Here is a 15,912-nt window from a genome sequence, read left to right on the forward strand (position 1 = left end):
CCCGCTTCCGCGCGCCGGCGCGCGCCCCGGGCGCCCGCGCCTGCCCCGCCGCCGCGCGCTGCTCGCGGTGGCCGTCACCGCCGTGCTGCTCGGCGCGGGCGTCGCCTGGGTGCTGTACGGGTCGGGCTGGCTGCGCGCCGAGCGGGTGACCGTGCACGGCACCCGCGCGCTCAACCCCGACGTGGTGCGCAGGGCCGCCGCCGTGCCGCTGGGCTCGCCGCTGGCGTCGGTGGACACCGGGGCCGTCGCCGCGCGGCTGCGTGCCCGGCTGCCGCGCATCGCCGAGGTGGACGTCACCCGCTCCTGGCCGCACACCATCAGCGTGACGGTGCGGGAACGGCACGCCCAGGCGGTGCTCAGACAGGCCGGCCGGTACGTCGAAGTGGACGCCGACGGCGTGCGGTTCGGCACCCTGACCAGCCGCCCGCGCGGCGTGCCGCTGCTGGAGGTGGAGCCGGACGGGTCCGCCGCGGCCCGCCGGTTCGGCGCCGACCGGCTGCGCCGCGAGGCCGTGCGGTGCGTCACCCAGCTGCCGCCCGCGGTCCGTGCGGACACCCGCTCGGTGCGCGTACGCTCGTACGACTCCATCACGGTGGAGTTGACGGCGGGTCGGACCGTGGTGTGGGGCAGCGCGGAGCGCGGCGCGGCGAAGGCGCGGACGCTGACGGCGCTGATGAAAGCCGAGCCCGACGCCGACCACTTCGACGTCAGCGCGCCGAGTGCCCCGGCGGCGTCGGGCGGTTGAGGCGCCCGCGACCGGGTGCGCGGCCGGCCCGCGGCGGGCGCCCCGCGGCCTGAGCGGGGCCGCCGGGAGACGCGGAGAGAGAGGGAGGAGACAGGAGGGCGGCCGGGTGTTGACGGAAGTTCGACAAGCCGGACACCCTGGTTGACCAGCGCACCGGGTGATCACATAGGGTGAAAAGAAAAACGGGAGGTTCGGCGTGTTCATTGAACGCGCGCCGCGAGTCCACTTAGTGTCCTGTTCCGGCAGTACCCGGGAAAGACAGGCACTGGTAACCCTGAACTTCAGCGTTAGGGTTGGGGTCGGCAATCAAGCAACCGTCCCATTCGGCATCAGTCGGCGCCCCGCGGCACACGCGGCGTGACGACACGTAAATCGAGGCGAGAGGCCTTCGACGTGGCAGCACCGCAGAACTACCTCGCAGTCATCAAGGTCGTCGGCATCGGCGGCGGTGGCGTGAATGCCATCAACCGGATGATCGAGGTCGGGCTCAAGGGCGTCGAGTTCATCGCGATCAACACCGATGCGCAGGCCCTGCTGATGAGCGACGCGGACGTCAAGCTCGACGTCGGCCGCGAGCTCACCCGCGGCCTCGGCGCCGGCGCCAACCCGGATGTCGGCCGCAAGGCCGCCGAGGACCACCGCGAGGAGATCGAGGAGGTCCTCAAGGGGGCCGACATGGTCTTCGTCACCGCGGGCGAGGGCGGCGGCACGGGCACCGGCGGCGCGCCCGTCGTGGCCAATATCGCTCGCTCGCTGGGGGCCCTGACGATCGGTGTGGTCACCCGCCCGTTCACCTTCGAGGGCCGCCGCCGCGCCAATCAGGCCGAGGACGGCATCGCCGACCTGCGCGACGAGGTCGACACCCTGATCGTGATCCCGAACGATCGCCTGTTGTCCATTTCCGATCGCCAGGTGAGCGTCCTTGACGCGTTCAAGTCCGCCGACCAGGTACTGCTGTCCGGCGTACAGGGCATCACCGATCTGATCACCACACCGGGCCTGATCAACCTCGACTTCGCGGACGTGAAGTCCGTCATGTCCGAGGCGGGCTCGGCGCTCATGGGCATCGGCTCCGCGCGCGGCGACGACCGCGCGGTGGCCGCGGCCGAGATGGCGATCTCCTCGCCGCTGCTGGAGGCGTCCATCGACGGCGCCCGTGGCGTGCTGCTGTCCATCTCCGGCGGCTCGGACCTGGGCCTGTTCGAGATCAACGAGGCGGCCCAGCTGGTGAGCGAGGCCGCGCACCCCGAGGCGAACATCATCTTCGGCGCGGTCATCGACGACGCGCTCGGCGACGAGGTGCGCGTCACCGTCATCGCCGCGGGCTTCGACGGCGGCCAGCCGCCGGCCAAGAACCGCGACAAGGTCCTCGGCGGGTACGCGAGCCGCGACGACGGCCCGCCCGCCACCACCACCGGCAGCCGCCCGCCCGTCCCCGACACCCCCGGCCGCCCGTCCTTCGGCGGCCTGTCCAGCCTGACCCCGCGCGAGGAGGAGCCGGTCGCGTCCGACCCCGGCCCCGTCGCCGAGGTCCCGTCGGCCCCGCTGAGCACCCCGCAGGTGCCCCCGGCCCGCCCGTACTCGGACAGCCAGGCCGAGGAGCTGGACGTCCCGGACTTCCTGAAGTGACCGGCCGGACCGGCCGGACGTTCCGGCGGCCGCTCGGCGGCGGCCGCGGGGCGGGCCCGGCGTGATAGGACGGCGGCACGCGGCGAGCGGCGCGCACTTCGCCTTCACCGACCGGTGGGGCGGGGTGAGCGCCGCTCCGTATGACCAGCTCAACCTCGGCGGCGCGGTCGGCGACGACCCGGCGGCGGTGTCCGCCAACCGGAAGCGCTCCGCCGCCGCCCTCGGCCTCGACCCGGCGTCGGTGGTCTGGATGAACCAGGTGCACGGCCGGGAGGTGGCCGTGGCCGACCAGTCCTGGGCGGCGGCCGGCGTCCCGGCCCCCGAGGCGGACGTGGTGGTCACCGCCCGCCGGGGGCTCGCGCTCGCTGTGCTCACCGCGGACTGCGTGCCGGTGCTGCTGGCCGACCCGGTCGCCGGGGTCGCGGGCGCCGCGCACGCCGGGCGGCCCGGACTGCTGGCCGGCGTGGTGCCCGCCGCGGTCGAGGCGATGCTCGCGCTCGGCGCCGACCCGGCCCGGATCGTCGCGCGCACCGGGCCCGCGGTGTGCGGGCGGTGCTACGAGGTCCCCGAGGCGATGCGGGACGAGGTCGCCGCGGCGGTGCCCGCGGCCCGGTCCGAGACCTCCTGGGGCACGCCCGCCCTGGACCTGGTCGCGGGTGTGCGCGCCCAACTGGCCTCGTACGGTGTGCCGCTGGGTGGACGGAGTGGAGATTGTCACACCTGCACCCTGGAGTCGGCCGACCACTTCTCCTACCGGCGCGAGGGCGTGACGGGGCGCCTCGCGAGCTATGTGTGGCTGGACGGCTGACGTGACCGACCGCAAGACCGAACTGGCGGCCCGCCTGGACCGGGTCGAGGAGCGCATCGCCGCGGCCTGCGCCGCGGCGGGTCGGCCGCGCTCGGACGTGACGCTGATCGTGGTGACCAAGACCTTTCCGGCCTCGGATGTGCGGCTGCTCGCCGAGCTCGGCGTCCGTCACGTGGCCGAGAATCGCGATCAGGAAGCCGCCCCAAAAGCGGCGGAATGTTCCGATATTCCGCTTACCTGGCATTTCGTCGGTCAATTGCAGACGAACAAGGTGCGGTCGGTGGTCGGTTATGCGGATATGGTGCATTCTGTTGATCGCGAACGGCTGGTCGGCGCACTGTCCGCGGCGGCGGTCCGGGCCGGGCGCGGGCTCGGCTGCCTGGTGCAGGTAGCGCTCGACGCCGAGCCAGGCGAGGCCGGCGGCCGGGGCGAAGGTGTCGGCGACCGCGGCGGCGTCGCGCCGGACGGGGTGCCGGCGCTGGCCGGCGCGCTGGCCGGCGCCGAGGGGCTGACGTGCGCGGGCGTGATGACGGTCGCCCCGCTCGCGGGACCCTACGCCGGACGCCCGCGCGCGGCGTTCGAGCGGCTGACGGAAATCTCATCCCGCCTGCGCGCGGACCATCCGACTGCGACCATGGTCTCGGCGGGGATGAGTGCGGACCTGGAGGACGCGGTGTCGGCCGGAGCGACACATGTACGCGTCGGCAGCGCGGTACTCGGAGTCCGCCCCCGGCTCGGGTAACGTCGCCACGAAGTCGGACCACAGCAGAAAATAGGCCAAAACCGCGAACAGGCGGGCGGGTCACGTGGATCCAGGGCATCCGGTGGCGGAGCCGATCCACCACAGAGCGGAGGACGCAGAGAATGGCCGGCGCGATGCGCAAGATGGCGGTCTACCTCGGCCTCGTGGAGGACGATGGGTACGACGGCAGGGGCTTCGACCCCGACGACGAGTTCGAGCCAGAGCCTGAGCCCGAGCGGGATCGTCGGCGGCACCCCATCCAGACCGAACCTCGGTCCGAAAGGGACGAATCAGTGCGAGTCGTCCACCCGCCCGCGCAGCGTGAGCCCGCCCGCCTCACGGCGGAAACCGGACGACCGGCGCGTATCGCCCCAGTGGCGTCCATCACACCCGACCGATCGAACGTGGAGAAGAACGCGCCGGTGATCATGCCCAAGGTCGTGTCCGAGCGGGAGCCGTACCGCATCACCACACTGCACCCCCGGACCTACAACGAGGCCCGTACCATCGGGGAACACTTCCGGGAGGGCACTCCGGTGATCATGAATCTGACGGAGATGGACGACACCGACGCGAAGCGACTTGTCGACTTCGCCGCCGGTCTGGTCTTCGGTCTGCACGGGAGCATCGAACGAGTGACTCAGAAGGTGTTTCTGCTGTCTCCTGCTAACGTCGATGTCACGGCGGAGGACAAGGCCCGTATCGCGGAGGGCGGGTTCTTCAACCAGAGCTGAGACGCGACACCGGCACCACCGAGTAGGACGAGGCCGCAAGGCCGGCACGAGCAAGGGGAGAGGGACACCGCGGGATGGACATCGCACTTCAGGTGATCTTGATCGCGTTGTACTGCTTCCTGGTCGTGCTGATCTTCCGTTTGGTGATGGACTACGTCTTCATGTTCGCCCGCTCATGGCAGCCGCGCAGGCCCATGGTGGTGGTACTGGAGGCGGCCTACACTGTCACCGATCCGCCACTCAAGCTTCTGCGGCGGTACATTCCGCCGCTGCGTCTCGGGGGCGTGGCGCTCGACCTGTCCTTCTTCGTGTTGATGATCATCATCTCCCTGCTCATCACCATCGTGGGGAGGGTGATGTGAGCGATACGGGCCTGCCGACTGCCGACGACTACGTTGAGGTGAAGAAGAGATGCCGCTGACCCCCGAGGACGTGCGGAACAAGCAGTTCACGACCGTCCGTCTCCGAGAAGGCTACGACGAGGACGAGGTCGACGCCTTTCTCGACGAGGTCGAGGCCGAACTGACCCGGCTGCTCAGGGAGAACGAGGACCTGCGCGCCAAGCTGGCCGCCGCGACGCGCGCCGCCGCGCAGAACCAGCAGCAGGGTCTCCGCAAGCCTCCCGAACAGCAGGATCGCCCCGGCGCGCCGGTGCCCGCCGCCATATCGGGACCGCAGCCGGTGCCGCCCGGCCAGCACGGCGGCCCGCCGCAACTGCCCGGGGGCGCTCCGCAGCTCCCGCCCGGCGGCCACGGCCCGCAGGGCCCGCACGGTCCCGGCCCGATGGGCCAGGGCGGTCCCATGGGCCAGGGCCCGATGGGGCAGGGCGGCCCGATGGGCCAGGGCCCCATGGGCCAGGGTCCGATGGGTCAGGGCCCGATGGGTCAGGGCCCGATGGGCCAGGGCGGCCCCATGGTCCAGCAGGGCATGGGCCCCGGCCACATGGGCGGACCGATGGGTCCGGGCGGTCCGCAGATGCCGGGCCAGGGTCCGGGCGGCGACAGCGCCGCGCGCGTACTGTCGCTGGCGCAGCAGACCGCCGACCAGGCGATCGCGGAGGCCCGCTCCGAGGCCAACAAGATCGTCGGCGAGGCCCGCAGCCGTGCCGAGGGCCTGGAGCGGGACGCCCGCGCCAAGGCCGACGCGCTGGAGCGGGACGCGCAGGAGAAGCACCGCGTCGCCATGGGCTCCCTGGAGTCCGCGCGCGCCACGCTGGAGCGCAAGGTCGAGGACCTGCGCGGCTTCGAGCGCGAGTACCGCACCCGGCTGAAGTCCTACCTGGAGAGCCAGCTGCGCCAGCTGGAGAACCAGGCCGACGACTCGCTGGCCCCGCCGCGCACCCCGGCGACCGCGTCGCTGCCGCCGTCCCCGTCGATGACCGGGGCCATGGCCAGCGGTCCCATGGCGTCGGCGGGCGCGATGGGCGGGCACACCATGGGCGGCCAGCCGATGGGCGGCCACGGCCCGGGCGGCGGCCCGTCCTACGGCGGGCAGCAGCAGATGTCCCCGGCGATGACGCAGCCGATGGCACCGGTGCGGCCGCAGGCTCCGCAGCCGATGCAGGCGCCGAGCCCGATGCGCGGCTTCCTCATCGACGAGGACGACAACTGACACATCGGCCGTCTGAGATCCGGCCCGCGCCGCGGGCCTGACGGCTGGACGGGCCGGGCCCGGCGAAGCTCACCTTCGCCGGGCCCGGCCCGTCCGCGCGTCCCGGTGCCGGTCCCGTCCCCGCCGGTCCCGTCCCCGTACACCCGGTGCTCTTGCCGTACGGGCGGACTCATCCCCTCTATACGAAGCGCGAGGGCGGGTGCCGCCGCCCGCACCGGCGCGCCCGGTGCCGCGTACGGGAAGAGACCGGAATCCGAGCCTCCGGCCCGAACGCGTTCAGCCGCGGGAGAACCGCGGGGGGCGGGCCCGCACGGCCCGCCCCCACCCGGTGTCACACCTTGCGCAGCCGGAAGGAAAGACCGAGCGCCGCGTCCTCGAAGGGCTCGCCGTAGCCGTCGCTGCCGGAACCGGCCGCCCCGGCGGGGGCCTCCGACGCGAAGTCCTCGGCCAGCACCTCCTCGGCGATCAGCGGCGCGTGGTCGGCGAGCGCGGCCCGCACGTCCTCGCCGGCCGCCCGCCACCGCAGGGCGATGCGGTCGGTCACCTCCAGGCCGCTGGTCTTGCGCGCCTCCTGGATCAGCCGGATCGCGTCCCGCGCCAGGCCCGCCCGGCGCAGCTCCGGGGAGATCTCCAGGTCCAGCGCCACGGTCGCGCCCGCGTCCGAGGCCACCGACCAGCCCTCGCGGGGCGTCTCGGTGATGATGACCTCCTCCGCGGACAGCGCCACCGGCTCGCCGTCCACCAGCACCGACGCGGTGCCCTCCCGCAGCGCCAGCGACAGGGCCGCCGCGTCCGCCCCGGCGATCGCCTTCGCCACGGCCTGGGTGCCCTTGCCGAAGCGCCGGCCCAGCGCGCGGAAGTTGGCCTTGGCCGAGGTGTCCACCAGCGAGCCGCCGACCTCGCTCAGCGGCGCGACCGCGGCGACGTTCAGCTCCTCCTCGATCTGGGCGCGCAGGTCGGCGGGCAGGTCGTCGAACCCGGCCGCGGCGATGAGCGCGCGGGACAGCGGCTGGCGGGTCTTCACGCCGGACTCCGCGCGCGTCGCACGCCCCAGCTCCACCAGCCGCCGCACCAGCCCCATCCGCTCCGACAGCTCCGGGTCGACCATCTCCGGGTCCGACTCCGGCCAGGACGCCAGGTGCACCGACTCGGGCGCGTCCGGCGTCACCGGCACGACCAGGTCCTGCCACACGCGCTCGGTGATGAACGGCACCAGCGGCGCCATCAGCCGGGTGACCGTCTCGATCGTCTCGTGCAGCGTGCGCAGCGCCGCCGGGTCGCCCTGCCAGAAGCGGCGGCGGGAGCGGCGCACGTACCAGTTGGACAGGTCGTCCACGAAGGACGACAGCAGCCTCCCGGCCCGCTGCGTGTCGAACGCCTCCAGGGCCGCGGTGACCCCGTCGACCAGCGTGCTCAGCTCACCGAGCAGCCAGAGGTCCAGCACCGGCCGGGCGGCGGGCTCCGGGTCGGCCTCCGTCGGCGACCAGCCGGACGTGCGCGCGTACAGGGCCTGGAAGGCGACCGTGTTCCAGTAGGTGAGCAGGACCTTGCGGACCACCTCCTGAATGGTGCCGTGGCCCACCCGGCGCGCGGCCCACGGCGAGCCGCCGGCCGCCATGAACCAGCGGACCGCGTCCGCGCCGTGCCGCTCCATGAGCGGGATGGGCTGGAGGATGTTGCCCAGGTGCTTGGACATCTTCCGGCCGTCCTCGGCGAGGATGTGGCCGAGGCAGACCACGTTCTCGTACGAGGACCGGTCGAACACGAGCGTGCCCACGGCCATCAGCGTGTAGAACCAGCCGCGGGTCTGGTCGATGGCCTCGCAGACGAACTGCGCGGGGTAGCGCCGGTCGAACTCCTCCTTGCCCTGGTACGGGTAGCCCCACTGCGCGAACGGCATCGACCCCGAGTCGTACCAGGCGTCGATGACCTCCGGGACGCGCTCGGCGGTCAGCGCGCAGCCTTCGGCCGGGCACGGGAAGACCACCTCGTCGATGAACGGGCGGTGCGGGTCGAGGCCGCTGAGGTCGGCGCCGGCGAGCCCGGCCAGCTCTCCCAGCTCCGCCAGCGAGCCGACGCAGGTGAGGTGGTCCTCGGCGCACCGCCAGATCGGCAGCGGGGTGCCCCAGTAGCGGTTGCGGGACAGGGCCCAGTCGATGTTGTTGTCCAGCCAGTCGCCGTACCGGCCGTGCTTGACCGAGCCGGGGAACCAGTTGGTCCGCTCGTTCTCCCGCAGCAGCGCGTCCTTGGCCGCCGTGGTGCGGATGTACCAGGACGGCTGCGCGTAGTACAGCAGCGCGGTGTGGCAGCGCCAGCAGTGCGGGTAGCTGTGCTCGTACGCCACGTGCCGCAGCAGCAGCCCGCGCGCCTTCAGGTCGGCGGTCAGCGCCTCGTCGGCCTTCTTGAAGAACTGCCCGCCGACCAGGCCCAGGCCCTCCTCGAAGGTGCCGTCGGGGCGGACCGGGTTGACCACCGGCAGGCCGTACGCCCGGCAGGTGCGCAGGTCCTCCTCGCCGAACGCGGGCGCCTGGTGGACCAGGCCGGTGCCGTCGTCGGTGGTCACGTACGCGGCGTTGACCACGAAGTGGGCGCCGTCCATGGGCACCAGGTCGAAGGGGCGCCGGTAGGTCCAGCGCTCCATCTCCCGGCCGGTGAAGGCCTGGCCGGTGGCCGTCCAGCCCTCGCCGAGGGCCTTGGCCAGCAGCGGCTCGGCGACCACCAGGCGCTCGGCGCCGTCGGTGGCGACCACGTAACGGACGTCCGGGTGCGCGGCCACGGCCGTGTTGGACACCAGGGTCCACGGCGTGGTCGTCCACACCACCAGCGAGGCCTCGCCCGCCAGCGGGCCGGAGGTGAGCGGGAAGCGCACGTACACCGACGGGTCGACCACCGTCTCGTAGCCCTGCGCCAGCTCGTGGTCGGACAGGCCGGTGCCGCAGCGCGGGCACCAGGGGGCCACCCGGTGGTCCTGGACCAGCAGGCCCTTGCCGAAGATCTCCTTCAGCGACCACCACACCGACTCGATGTACGAGGGCGCCATGGTCCAGTAGGCGTCGTCCATGTCGACCCAGTAGCCCATGCGCCGGGTCAGCTCGGCGAACGCGTCGGTGTGGCGGGTGACCGACTCGCGGCACTTGGCGTTGAACTCCGCGATGCCGTACGCCTCGATGTCCTTCTTGCCGTCGAAGCCCAGCTCCTTCTCCACGGCCAGCTCCACCGGCAGGCCGTGGCAGTCCCAGCCGGCCTTGCGGTGCACGTGGTAGCCGCGCATGGTGCGGAAGCGCGGGAAGACGTCCTTGAAGACGCGGGCCTCGATGTGGTGCGCGCCGGGCATGCCGTTGGCCGTCGGCGGGCCCTCGTAGAACACCCACTCGGGGCGCCCCTCGGACTGCCGCACGCTGCGGCCGAAGATGTCCCGCTCGCGCCAGAAGCCGAGCACGGCGTGCTCCAGGGCGGGCAGGTCGACCTGGGCGGGGACCTGGTGGTACTGCGTCATCGTCGCATCGTCCTCCGGCGGACACGGGCGTGTGCGGTGCCGTCGGAGGGACGAGAGCGCGCCGGCTCCCGCGGTACCACCCTCCTTGGCCGGGGAACGCTGCCGCTCCCGGCCCTCTCGCTTAGGTCCGCGACGCCGGTTCTACTGGCCCTGGGCGGGGGTTCTTCCGGCGGCTCCGGGGTGATCTTCACGTCGCGCTCGCCCCCGGGCTCGCACCGCCCCCGGGTCGCTCATGGCCGCGTACGCCGCTACTCGTCCCCATCCACGCCTGTCGCTGCGCCCCAGTGTACGGGGCCGCGGCGACCGCCGCCGACGGGTTCTCCGCCGACACCCGGATGAGCGGCCCTCCGGCGCACGGCCGGATTACCGGGCGAGCGGCGGGGCACAACCGATGAGACCGGTTCGCCACACAGGCAAGCCGGGGCGAATGCGGCGGCGTGCCCCGTTGCCGCGTGTTCGGTGTCGATTTATCGTTCCGGCACGATTCGCGCGCGAGGTCACACTATGTGAAGGGGCGGCGGCCATGGTGGCGAGAAGGACCGCGAAGAGCACCCCGCCGCCCGGACCGACCGCCCCCGGCGCCACCACCGGCGATACGGCCGCCGCCACCGGCGCCGGGCCGCGCGGCGGCGCGGACCCCGACGGGACGGCCGCCGCCCCCACCGGGCAGGCCACGGCCCACAAGGCCGGGCCGCCGGAGAAGACCACAGCCAGGAAGGCCGCACCGGCCGAGCAGGCGGTGCCCGCGAAGAGGACGGGAGCCAGGAAAGTGGTTGCGAAGAAGACCCCGGGCACGGTGCCCGCGGAGCCGCAGGGCGCCGCGACGGCGACCGCCGTGCCCAAGGCGCGCTCCGCCGCGCCCGGCGAGCTCGCGGTGCGCCCCGGCGAGGACCCCTGGACGCCCGAGGAGGCGGCCGAGGCCCGCGCCGGGCTGGACGGCGAGGTCGGCAGACTGCGCGCCGAGATCGCCAGCGCCGAGGAGGCGCTCAACGGGCTGATGCGGGACTCCGGCGACGGGGCCGGCGACGACCAGGCCGACACCGGCGCCAAGAACATCACGCGCGAGCACGAGCTGGCCCTGGCGAGCAACGCGCGCGAGATGCTGCTCCAGACCGAGCGCGCGCTGGAGCGGCTGGACGCGGGCACGTACGGGTTGTGCGAGAACTGCGGCCGGCCGATCGGCAAGGCCAGGATGCAGGCGTTCCCGCGCGCCACCCTGTGTGTGGAGTGCAAGCAGCGGCAGGAGCGGCGCTGACCTCGCGCGCGTGGCGTGCCGTACCCTCGTGCCGACAGGCGTCGGCCCGGCACCGGGACGTAGCCTTGTCCGGGACGCGAGCCGCACGGGACGGACGGGACGGGACGTGACAGAGGCGGAGCAGGCCATCGGGACGCCGGGCGCGCGCGAGGCCCACGGCGGTGCCCGCCCGGGCGCCGGAAAGGCCGCCGCCGGCCCCGGTGCCGAGGAGGCCGCCGCCCGCGCCGACCGGGCCGCCGCGGGTGCCGGCGCCGGGCCGGTCGGCAGGCGGCGGGTCCCGGTGCTGCTGGCCGTGGCCGCCGTCGCCTACCTGCTGGACCTGGGCAGCAAGCTGCTGGTGGTCGCGCGCCTGGAGCACGGCGAGCCGGTCGACATCCTGGGCGCCTGGCTGCGCCTGGAGGTGATCCGCAACCGGGGCGCGGCCTTCGGCCTCGGCGAGGCGATGACCATCGTGTTCACCGTGATCGCGGCCGTGGTGATCGGCGTGATCGCGCGGCTGGCCCGCAAGCTCTACAGCCTGCCGTGGGCCGTCGCGCTCGGCCTGCTGCTCGGAGGCGCCTTCGGCAACCTCACCGACCGCGTCTTCCGCTCGCCCGGCGACCTCCAGGGCGCGGTGGTCGACTTCATCGCGCCCGCCCACTTCGCGGTCTTCAACCTCGCCGACTCGGCGATCGTGTGCGGCGGCGTGCTCATCGTGGTCCTGTCCTTCCGGGGCCTGGACCCGGACGGCACGGTCCACCAGGACTGACGGCACGGTCCACCAGGACCGACCGGCGGCAGCCCCGGCGCCCGGCCCGGCCGCCGCCCGCCCGCGCGGGGCCCCGCCACCGGCGTACCGGGCGCGCCGCGTGGTCCGGCATACTCGACGGGTGAGCACCCTTCCCGAGATTCGCACCCTGCCCGTACCCGACGGCCTGGAGGGCGAGCGTGTCGACGCCGCCATCGCGCGGATGTTCGGCTTCTCGCGGACCAAGGCGGCCGAGCTGGCCGCGGCCGGAAAGGTCCAGCTCGACGGCAGCGTGGCGGGGAAGTCCGACCGGGTGTCCGGCGGCGCGTGGCTGGAGGTGGAGCTGCCCCGGGCGGCGGCCCCGGTGGCGGTGGTCGCCGAGCCCGTGCCGGGCATGGAGGTGGTGTACGACGACGCCGACATCGTGGTGGTCGTCAAGCCCGTCGGCGTGGCGGCCCACCCCAGCCCCGGGTGGAGCGGCCCGACCGTGATCGGCGGCCTGGCCGCCGCGGGCTACCGGATCTCGACGTCCGGCGCCGCCGAGCGGCAGGGCATCGTGCACCGGCTGGACGTGGGCACCTCGGGGCTGATGGTGGTGGCCAAGTCGGAGCAGGCGTACACGCGCCTGAAGCAGCAGTTCCGCGACCGTACGGTCGACAAGCGCTACCACGCGCTCGTCCAGGGCCACCCGGACCCGCTCAGCGGCACCATCGACGCGCCCATCGGCCGCCATCCGCACCACGACTACAAGTGGGCCGTGGTCGCCGACGGCAAGCCCAGCGTCACGCACTACGACCTGGTGGAGGCGTTCCGCGCCGCCAGCCTGCTGGACATCAAGCTGGAGACCGGCCGCACCCACCAGATCCGCGTGCACATGGCCGCCCACCGGCACCCGTGCGTGGGCGACCTGACCTACGGCGCGGACCCGACGCTGGCCAGGCGGCTGAAGGTCGCCCGGCAGTGGCTGCACGCGGTGCGGCTCGGCTTCACGCACCCGGCGCACGGCGAGTGGGTGGAGTTCGCCAGCGACTACCCCGAGGACCTGCGCGGCGCACTGGAGACCGCGCGCGCCCTGAGCGGCTGAGGCCCCTCGCCGCCCGGCCGGCCGGGCGGCGCGGCCCGCCCCGCGCGGGCTCACGGCGCCTGCGCGTGCGCGGCCCGCCGGTCCGGGGCCGGGCGTCCGCCGTCGGACCGGCCGCCGTCGGGCCCCGGGTCCGCGCCCGGGGCCGGGGCGGTGGCGATGCGCGGCAGCGCGTACGGGTGCTCCCGGTGCAGCCAGGCGATCATCCGCTCGCGGACCTCGCAGCGCACGTTCCACGCGTTGTCCGCGTCCCGCGCGGTGACCAGCGCGCGCACCTCGATGGTGTTCGGGGTGGTGTCGGTGACGGCGAGGTCCCACGCCCGGCCGTCCCACGCGGGGGAGGTGCGCACGATCTCGTGCAACTGGGCGCGCATCGCGTCGACGGGCGCCGAGTGGTCGAGGTGGAAGAACACCGAACCGGTCTTCTGCGTGCCGCCGCGCGACCAGTTCTCGAACGGCTTGGCGGTGAAGTACGACACCGGCATGGTGACCCGCCGCTCGTCCCAGGTCCGTACGGACAGGAAGGTGAGCGTGATCTCCTCCACCGTGCCCCACTCGCCGCCGACGACCACGGTGTCGCCGATGCGCACCATGTCCCCGAAGGCGATCTGGAGTCCGGCGAACAGGTTGCCCAGCGTCGACTGGGCGGCGACGCCGGCGACGATGCCGATGATCCCCGCGGACGCCAGCATCGACGTGCCCACGGTGCGCATGGTGGGGAAGGTCAGCAGCATCGCCGCCGCGGCCACCACCCCGACGGTCGCGATCACCACCCGCTGGATCAGCGTCACCTGCGTGCGCACCCGCCGCACCCGGGCCGGGTCGTGCTGGCCGGCCGCGTAACGCGCGTACGTGGACTCCACCACCGCCGACGAGACACGGGTGGCCAGCCACGCGGTCGAGGCGATCAGTACCAGGGTGAGCACCTGGGCGATTCCCGACGCGTGGTCGTCGGCGATCCGCGTGCCCGTCTTGTCGTGTGCGCCGCGCAGCAGCGCCGCGCACACGGTGACCTGGAGCGGCAGCCGACAGCGCCGCAGCAGGTCCCACAGGGGGGTCTCCGGGTGCAGGGCGTCGGCCCGGCGCAGCAGCCGGTCGGCGGCCCAGCCGACCAGCAGGGTGACGGCGAGCGCGCCGCCGATGACGACGACCGGGCGCAGTACGTCCTCCATGGACACCTACCTCATCCTTCCGTTGGCTGACTCGTGCCGCTCGTCTACCCAGCGACCGGTGCTGACACGATGGACGGGAGACATCTGCCGACGGAAAGCGACCGTTATGCCTGATTTGCCGACAGTTGTGCTGCTCCACTCCGCCTATGGGCTGCGGCCCGCGGTGCACGCCGCCGCCGACCGGCTGCGCGCCGCCGGGCACGACGTGCTCGTACCGGACCTGTACGACGGGCGGACGGCCGACGCGGTCGAGGACGGGATGGCGATCAAGGACGAGATCGGCCGGGACGAGCTGCTGCGCCGGGCGGTGGCGGCCGCCGCCCCGGCGGCGGACCGCGGGCTGGTGTACGCAGGTCTCTCGCTCGGCGGGGCGATCGCGCAGAACCTGGCGCTCGCCGACGAGCGGGCGCGCGGGCTGCTGCTCCTGCACGGCACGTCGGACGTGGCCGACGGCGCCGAGGCCGACGGACTGCCGGTGCAGCTGCACGTCGCCGACCCCGACCCCTTCGAGCCGCACGACTGGCTGACCGCCTGGTACCTGCGGATGCGGCGGGCCGGCGCCGACGTGGAGGTCCACCGCTACCCGGGCGCCGGGCACCTGTACACCGACGCCGACCTGCCCGACCACGACAAGGAGGCGGCGGAGGCGACGTGGCGGACCGCGCTCGGCTTCCTCGCCGACCTCCCGGCCCGCTGAAGGCCCGGCCCGCCGGGCCCGGCACAGCCTGAAGACGGCGACGGCGGGCGGGCGGTCCCCTGCCGGACCCGCCCGCCCGCCGTTCACCCGGCGCGGCGCGCCGTCACTTCTTCTTCAGGCCCTCGTCCACCAGCGGCGTGAACTGCTGGGGGGACATCGGCGCGTACCTGCCGTCCACGGTCAGGTTCTTGCCGTTGAGCCGGATCGTCGGCGTGCCCTTGATCTTCTGCTTGTTGAAGTAGTCGGACATGGCCAGCGCCCACTTGTCGTAGGTGCCCTTGCGCACGTCCGCCTCGAAGCCCTTGTTCCCCTTCAGCTCCTTGACCTGCTGCGCGATCCGGATCAGCTTCTCGTCGTCGGAGAACTGGTCGTCGCGCTCGTCGGGGTGGTTCTTCGCGGCGTACAGCGTCTTCTTGTAGTCGAGGAACGCGTCCGTGCTCACGTTGAGCGCGGCGCCCAGCGCGCTGAGAGCGTTCTTCGAGCCGGAGCCGCCGAAGGAGTCGTCCAGGAAGGTGCCCAGCGCGAACTGCGCCTTGTACTTGCCGTCCTTGATGTCCTTCAGGACGGTCTCCCCGGTGTTCTGCTCGAAACTCGCACAGGCCGGGCAGCGCGGGTCCTCGAAGACCCCGAGGGTGTTCTTGGCGTCCTTGTCGCCGATGACGATCCCCAGGCCCTGCTCGCCGGTGGTGTGGGCGGGTTCGGCGAAGGTGGTCTTGGCCGCGGCCGCCCGCCACTTCTTGTCGCTGACCTTGACGTTCTTGCTGCCGCCCGTGCTGTTGCTGATGGCGAAGCCGATGCCGCCCGCGACGGCGAGGACCACCAGGATCCCCCCGGCGACGGTCATCTGCCGGCGTATCTTGTCCCGCTTGGCCTGCCGCTCGCGCTCGGCGCGCAGCCGCTCGCGTGCGGCCTGCTTGTTGGCCTGGCTGTTTCTGTTGCTCATGGTCGTGTCGTCTCCGTAGGGCGTCGTGCGGTGTCGTGACGGGGTGGCGTCGCGCGGACCGGGCCGGGGCGGCGCGGTCCGCGTGCGGCCCCGCGGCCGCGAGCCGGTGGCTCAGCGGGCCGCCGGGGCGGCCCGGAACGGCGGCCCGCGGCGCACCACGACGTGCACGAGGAGAGGAAGGGCCGGGGCCTTCGCGGGCCCGGCGGGCGTTACGGACCGGCGCTCCGGCCGCCGCACCGCCCGGGCGCACCCCGCCGCCGCCCGCAGCGGCC

Annotated in this window: 14 protein-coding genes; 11 read left to right on the top strand and 3 right to left on the bottom strand. The window is 73.5% G+C overall.

Annotation, left to right across the window (positions count from 1 at the left end):
* Positions 1–40: 40 nt before the first annotated feature.
* The 7 genes from RKE29_RS19275 (at position 41) to RKE29_RS19305 (ending at position 6,269) form a co-directional block, all read left to right on the top strand.
* Entirely contained in the window at positions 41–745 is a 705-nt protein-coding gene (locus RKE29_RS19275; protein WP_312006700.1) for an FtsQ-type POTRA domain-containing protein, read from the top strand.
* A gap of 393 nt (positions 746–1,138) precedes the next feature.
* Entirely contained in the window at positions 1,139–2,374 is a 1,236-nt protein-coding gene (gene ftsZ / locus RKE29_RS19280; RefSeq protein WP_312006688.1) for a cell division protein FtsZ, read from the top strand.
* A 61-nt stretch (positions 2,375–2,435) separates the two neighbouring features.
* Positions 2,436–3,182: a peptidoglycan editing factor PgeF gene (gene pgeF / locus RKE29_RS19285; protein WP_312006689.1), complete on the top strand. Its 747-nt coding sequence runs from the start codon at positions 2,436–2,438 to the stop codon at positions 3,180–3,182.
* A 1-nt stretch (position 3,183) separates the two neighbouring features.
* Positions 3,184–3,924, top strand: a complete 741-nt coding sequence (locus RKE29_RS19290; RefSeq protein ID WP_312006690.1) for a YggS family pyridoxal phosphate-dependent enzyme — start codon at positions 3,184–3,186, stop codon at positions 3,922–3,924.
* 122 nt (positions 3,925–4,046) lie between these two features.
* Positions 4,047–4,658 carry a cell division protein SepF gene (locus tag RKE29_RS19295; RefSeq protein ID WP_312006691.1) on the top strand — a complete coding sequence of 204 codons (612 nt, stop codon included), beginning with the start codon at positions 4,047–4,049 and terminating at the stop codon, positions 4,656–4,658.
* Between the two features lie 74 nt (positions 4,659–4,732).
* Positions 4,733–5,020 carry a YggT family protein gene (locus tag RKE29_RS19300; protein ID WP_312006692.1) on the top strand — a complete coding sequence of 96 codons (288 nt, stop codon included), beginning with the start codon at positions 4,733–4,735 and terminating at the stop codon, positions 5,018–5,020.
* 49 nt (positions 5,021–5,069) lie between these two features.
* Positions 5,070–6,269, top strand: coding sequence for a DivIVA domain-containing protein (locus RKE29_RS19305; RefSeq protein WP_312006693.1), 1,200 nt, complete (start codon positions 5,070–5,072; stop codon positions 6,267–6,269).
* Positions 6,270–6,600: 331 nt separating this feature from the next.
* On the opposite strand, the gene ileS is transcribed toward RKE29_RS19305, so the two are convergent.
* Positions 6,601–9,765, bottom strand: a complete 3,165-nt coding sequence (gene ileS / locus RKE29_RS19310) for an isoleucine--tRNA ligase (RefSeq protein WP_312006694.1) — start codon at positions 9,763–9,765, stop codon at positions 6,601–6,603.
* A 523-nt stretch (positions 9,766–10,288) separates the two neighbouring features.
* On the opposite strand from ileS, the gene RKE29_RS19315 reads away from it, so the two are divergent.
* The 3 genes from RKE29_RS19315 to RKE29_RS19325 all read left to right on the top strand — a co-directional run bounded on the left by RKE29_RS19315 (position 10,289) and on the right by RKE29_RS19325 (position 12,831).
* A complete protein-coding gene (locus RKE29_RS19315; RefSeq protein ID WP_312006695.1) occupies positions 10,289–11,020 on the top strand; it encodes a TraR/DksA C4-type zinc finger protein in 732 nt (243 codons plus the stop codon).
* A 106-nt stretch (positions 11,021–11,126) separates the two neighbouring features.
* Positions 11,127–11,768 carry a signal peptidase II gene (gene lspA, locus RKE29_RS19320; RefSeq protein ID WP_312006696.1) on the top strand — a complete coding sequence of 214 codons (642 nt, stop codon included), beginning with the start codon at positions 11,127–11,129 and terminating at the stop codon, positions 11,766–11,768.
* Positions 11,769–11,889: 121 nt separating this feature from the next.
* A complete protein-coding gene (locus RKE29_RS19325; RefSeq protein WP_312006697.1) occupies positions 11,890–12,831 on the top strand; it encodes an RluA family pseudouridine synthase in 942 nt (313 codons plus the stop codon).
* A 50-nt stretch (positions 12,832–12,881) separates the two neighbouring features.
* On the opposite strand, the gene RKE29_RS19330 is transcribed toward RKE29_RS19325, so the two are convergent.
* Positions 12,882–14,000 (bottom strand): mechanosensitive ion channel domain-containing protein, encoded by a 1,119-nt coding sequence (locus RKE29_RS19330; RefSeq protein ID WP_312006701.1) that lies wholly within the window; start codon positions 13,998–14,000, stop codon positions 12,882–12,884.
* 106 nt (positions 14,001–14,106) lie between these two features.
* On the opposite strand from RKE29_RS19330, the gene RKE29_RS19335 reads away from it, so the two are divergent.
* Complete coding sequence (locus RKE29_RS19335; protein WP_312006698.1) at positions 14,107–14,697, top strand: dienelactone hydrolase family protein; 591 nt, start codon at positions 14,107–14,109, stop codon at positions 14,695–14,697.
* A gap of 103 nt (positions 14,698–14,800) precedes the next feature.
* Here RKE29_RS19335 and RKE29_RS19340 read toward each other — a convergent pair whose 3' ends face one another.
* Complete coding sequence (locus RKE29_RS19340; RefSeq protein ID WP_312006699.1) at positions 14,801–15,640, bottom strand: thioredoxin domain-containing protein; 840 nt, start codon at positions 15,638–15,640, stop codon at positions 14,801–14,803.
* Positions 15,641–15,912: the final 272 nt, after the last annotated feature.

Origin of the sequence: Streptomyces sp. B1866 (genome assembly GCF_031932565.1) — a bacterium.
In the GTDB taxonomy this organism is placed as follows: Bacteria; Actinomycetota; Actinomycetes; order Streptomycetales; family Streptomycetaceae; genus Streptomyces.

Excerpts from the sequence above, each read along its gene's own strand:
- ileS (WP_312006694.1), bottom strand. The coding sequence starts at position 9,765 with ATGACGCAGTACCACCAGGTCCCCGCCCAGGTCGACCTGCCCGCCCTG.
- RKE29_RS19305 (WP_312006693.1), top strand. The coding sequence starts at position 5,070 with ATGCCGCTGACCCCCGAGGACGTGCGGAACAAGCAGTTCACGACCGTC.
- RKE29_RS19340 (WP_312006699.1), bottom strand. The coding sequence starts at position 15,640 with ATGAGCAACAGAAACAGCCAGGCCAACAAGCAGGCCGCACGCGAGCGG.
- RKE29_RS19295 (WP_312006691.1), top strand. The coding sequence starts at position 4,047 with ATGGCCGGCGCGATGCGCAAGATGGCGGTCTACCTCGGCCTCGTGGAG.
- RKE29_RS19335 (WP_312006698.1), top strand. The coding sequence starts at position 14,107 with ATGCCTGATTTGCCGACAGTTGTGCTGCTCCACTCCGCCTATGGGCTG.
- RKE29_RS19300 (WP_312006692.1), top strand. The coding sequence starts at position 4,733 with ATGGACATCGCACTTCAGGTGATCTTGATCGCGTTGTACTGCTTCCTG.
- RKE29_RS19330 (WP_312006701.1), bottom strand. The coding sequence starts at position 14,000 with ATGGAGGACGTACTGCGCCCGGTCGTCGTCATCGGCGGCGCGCTCGCC.
- RKE29_RS19315 (WP_312006695.1), top strand. The coding sequence starts at position 10,289 with ATGGTGGCGAGAAGGACCGCGAAGAGCACCCCGCCGCCCGGACCGACC.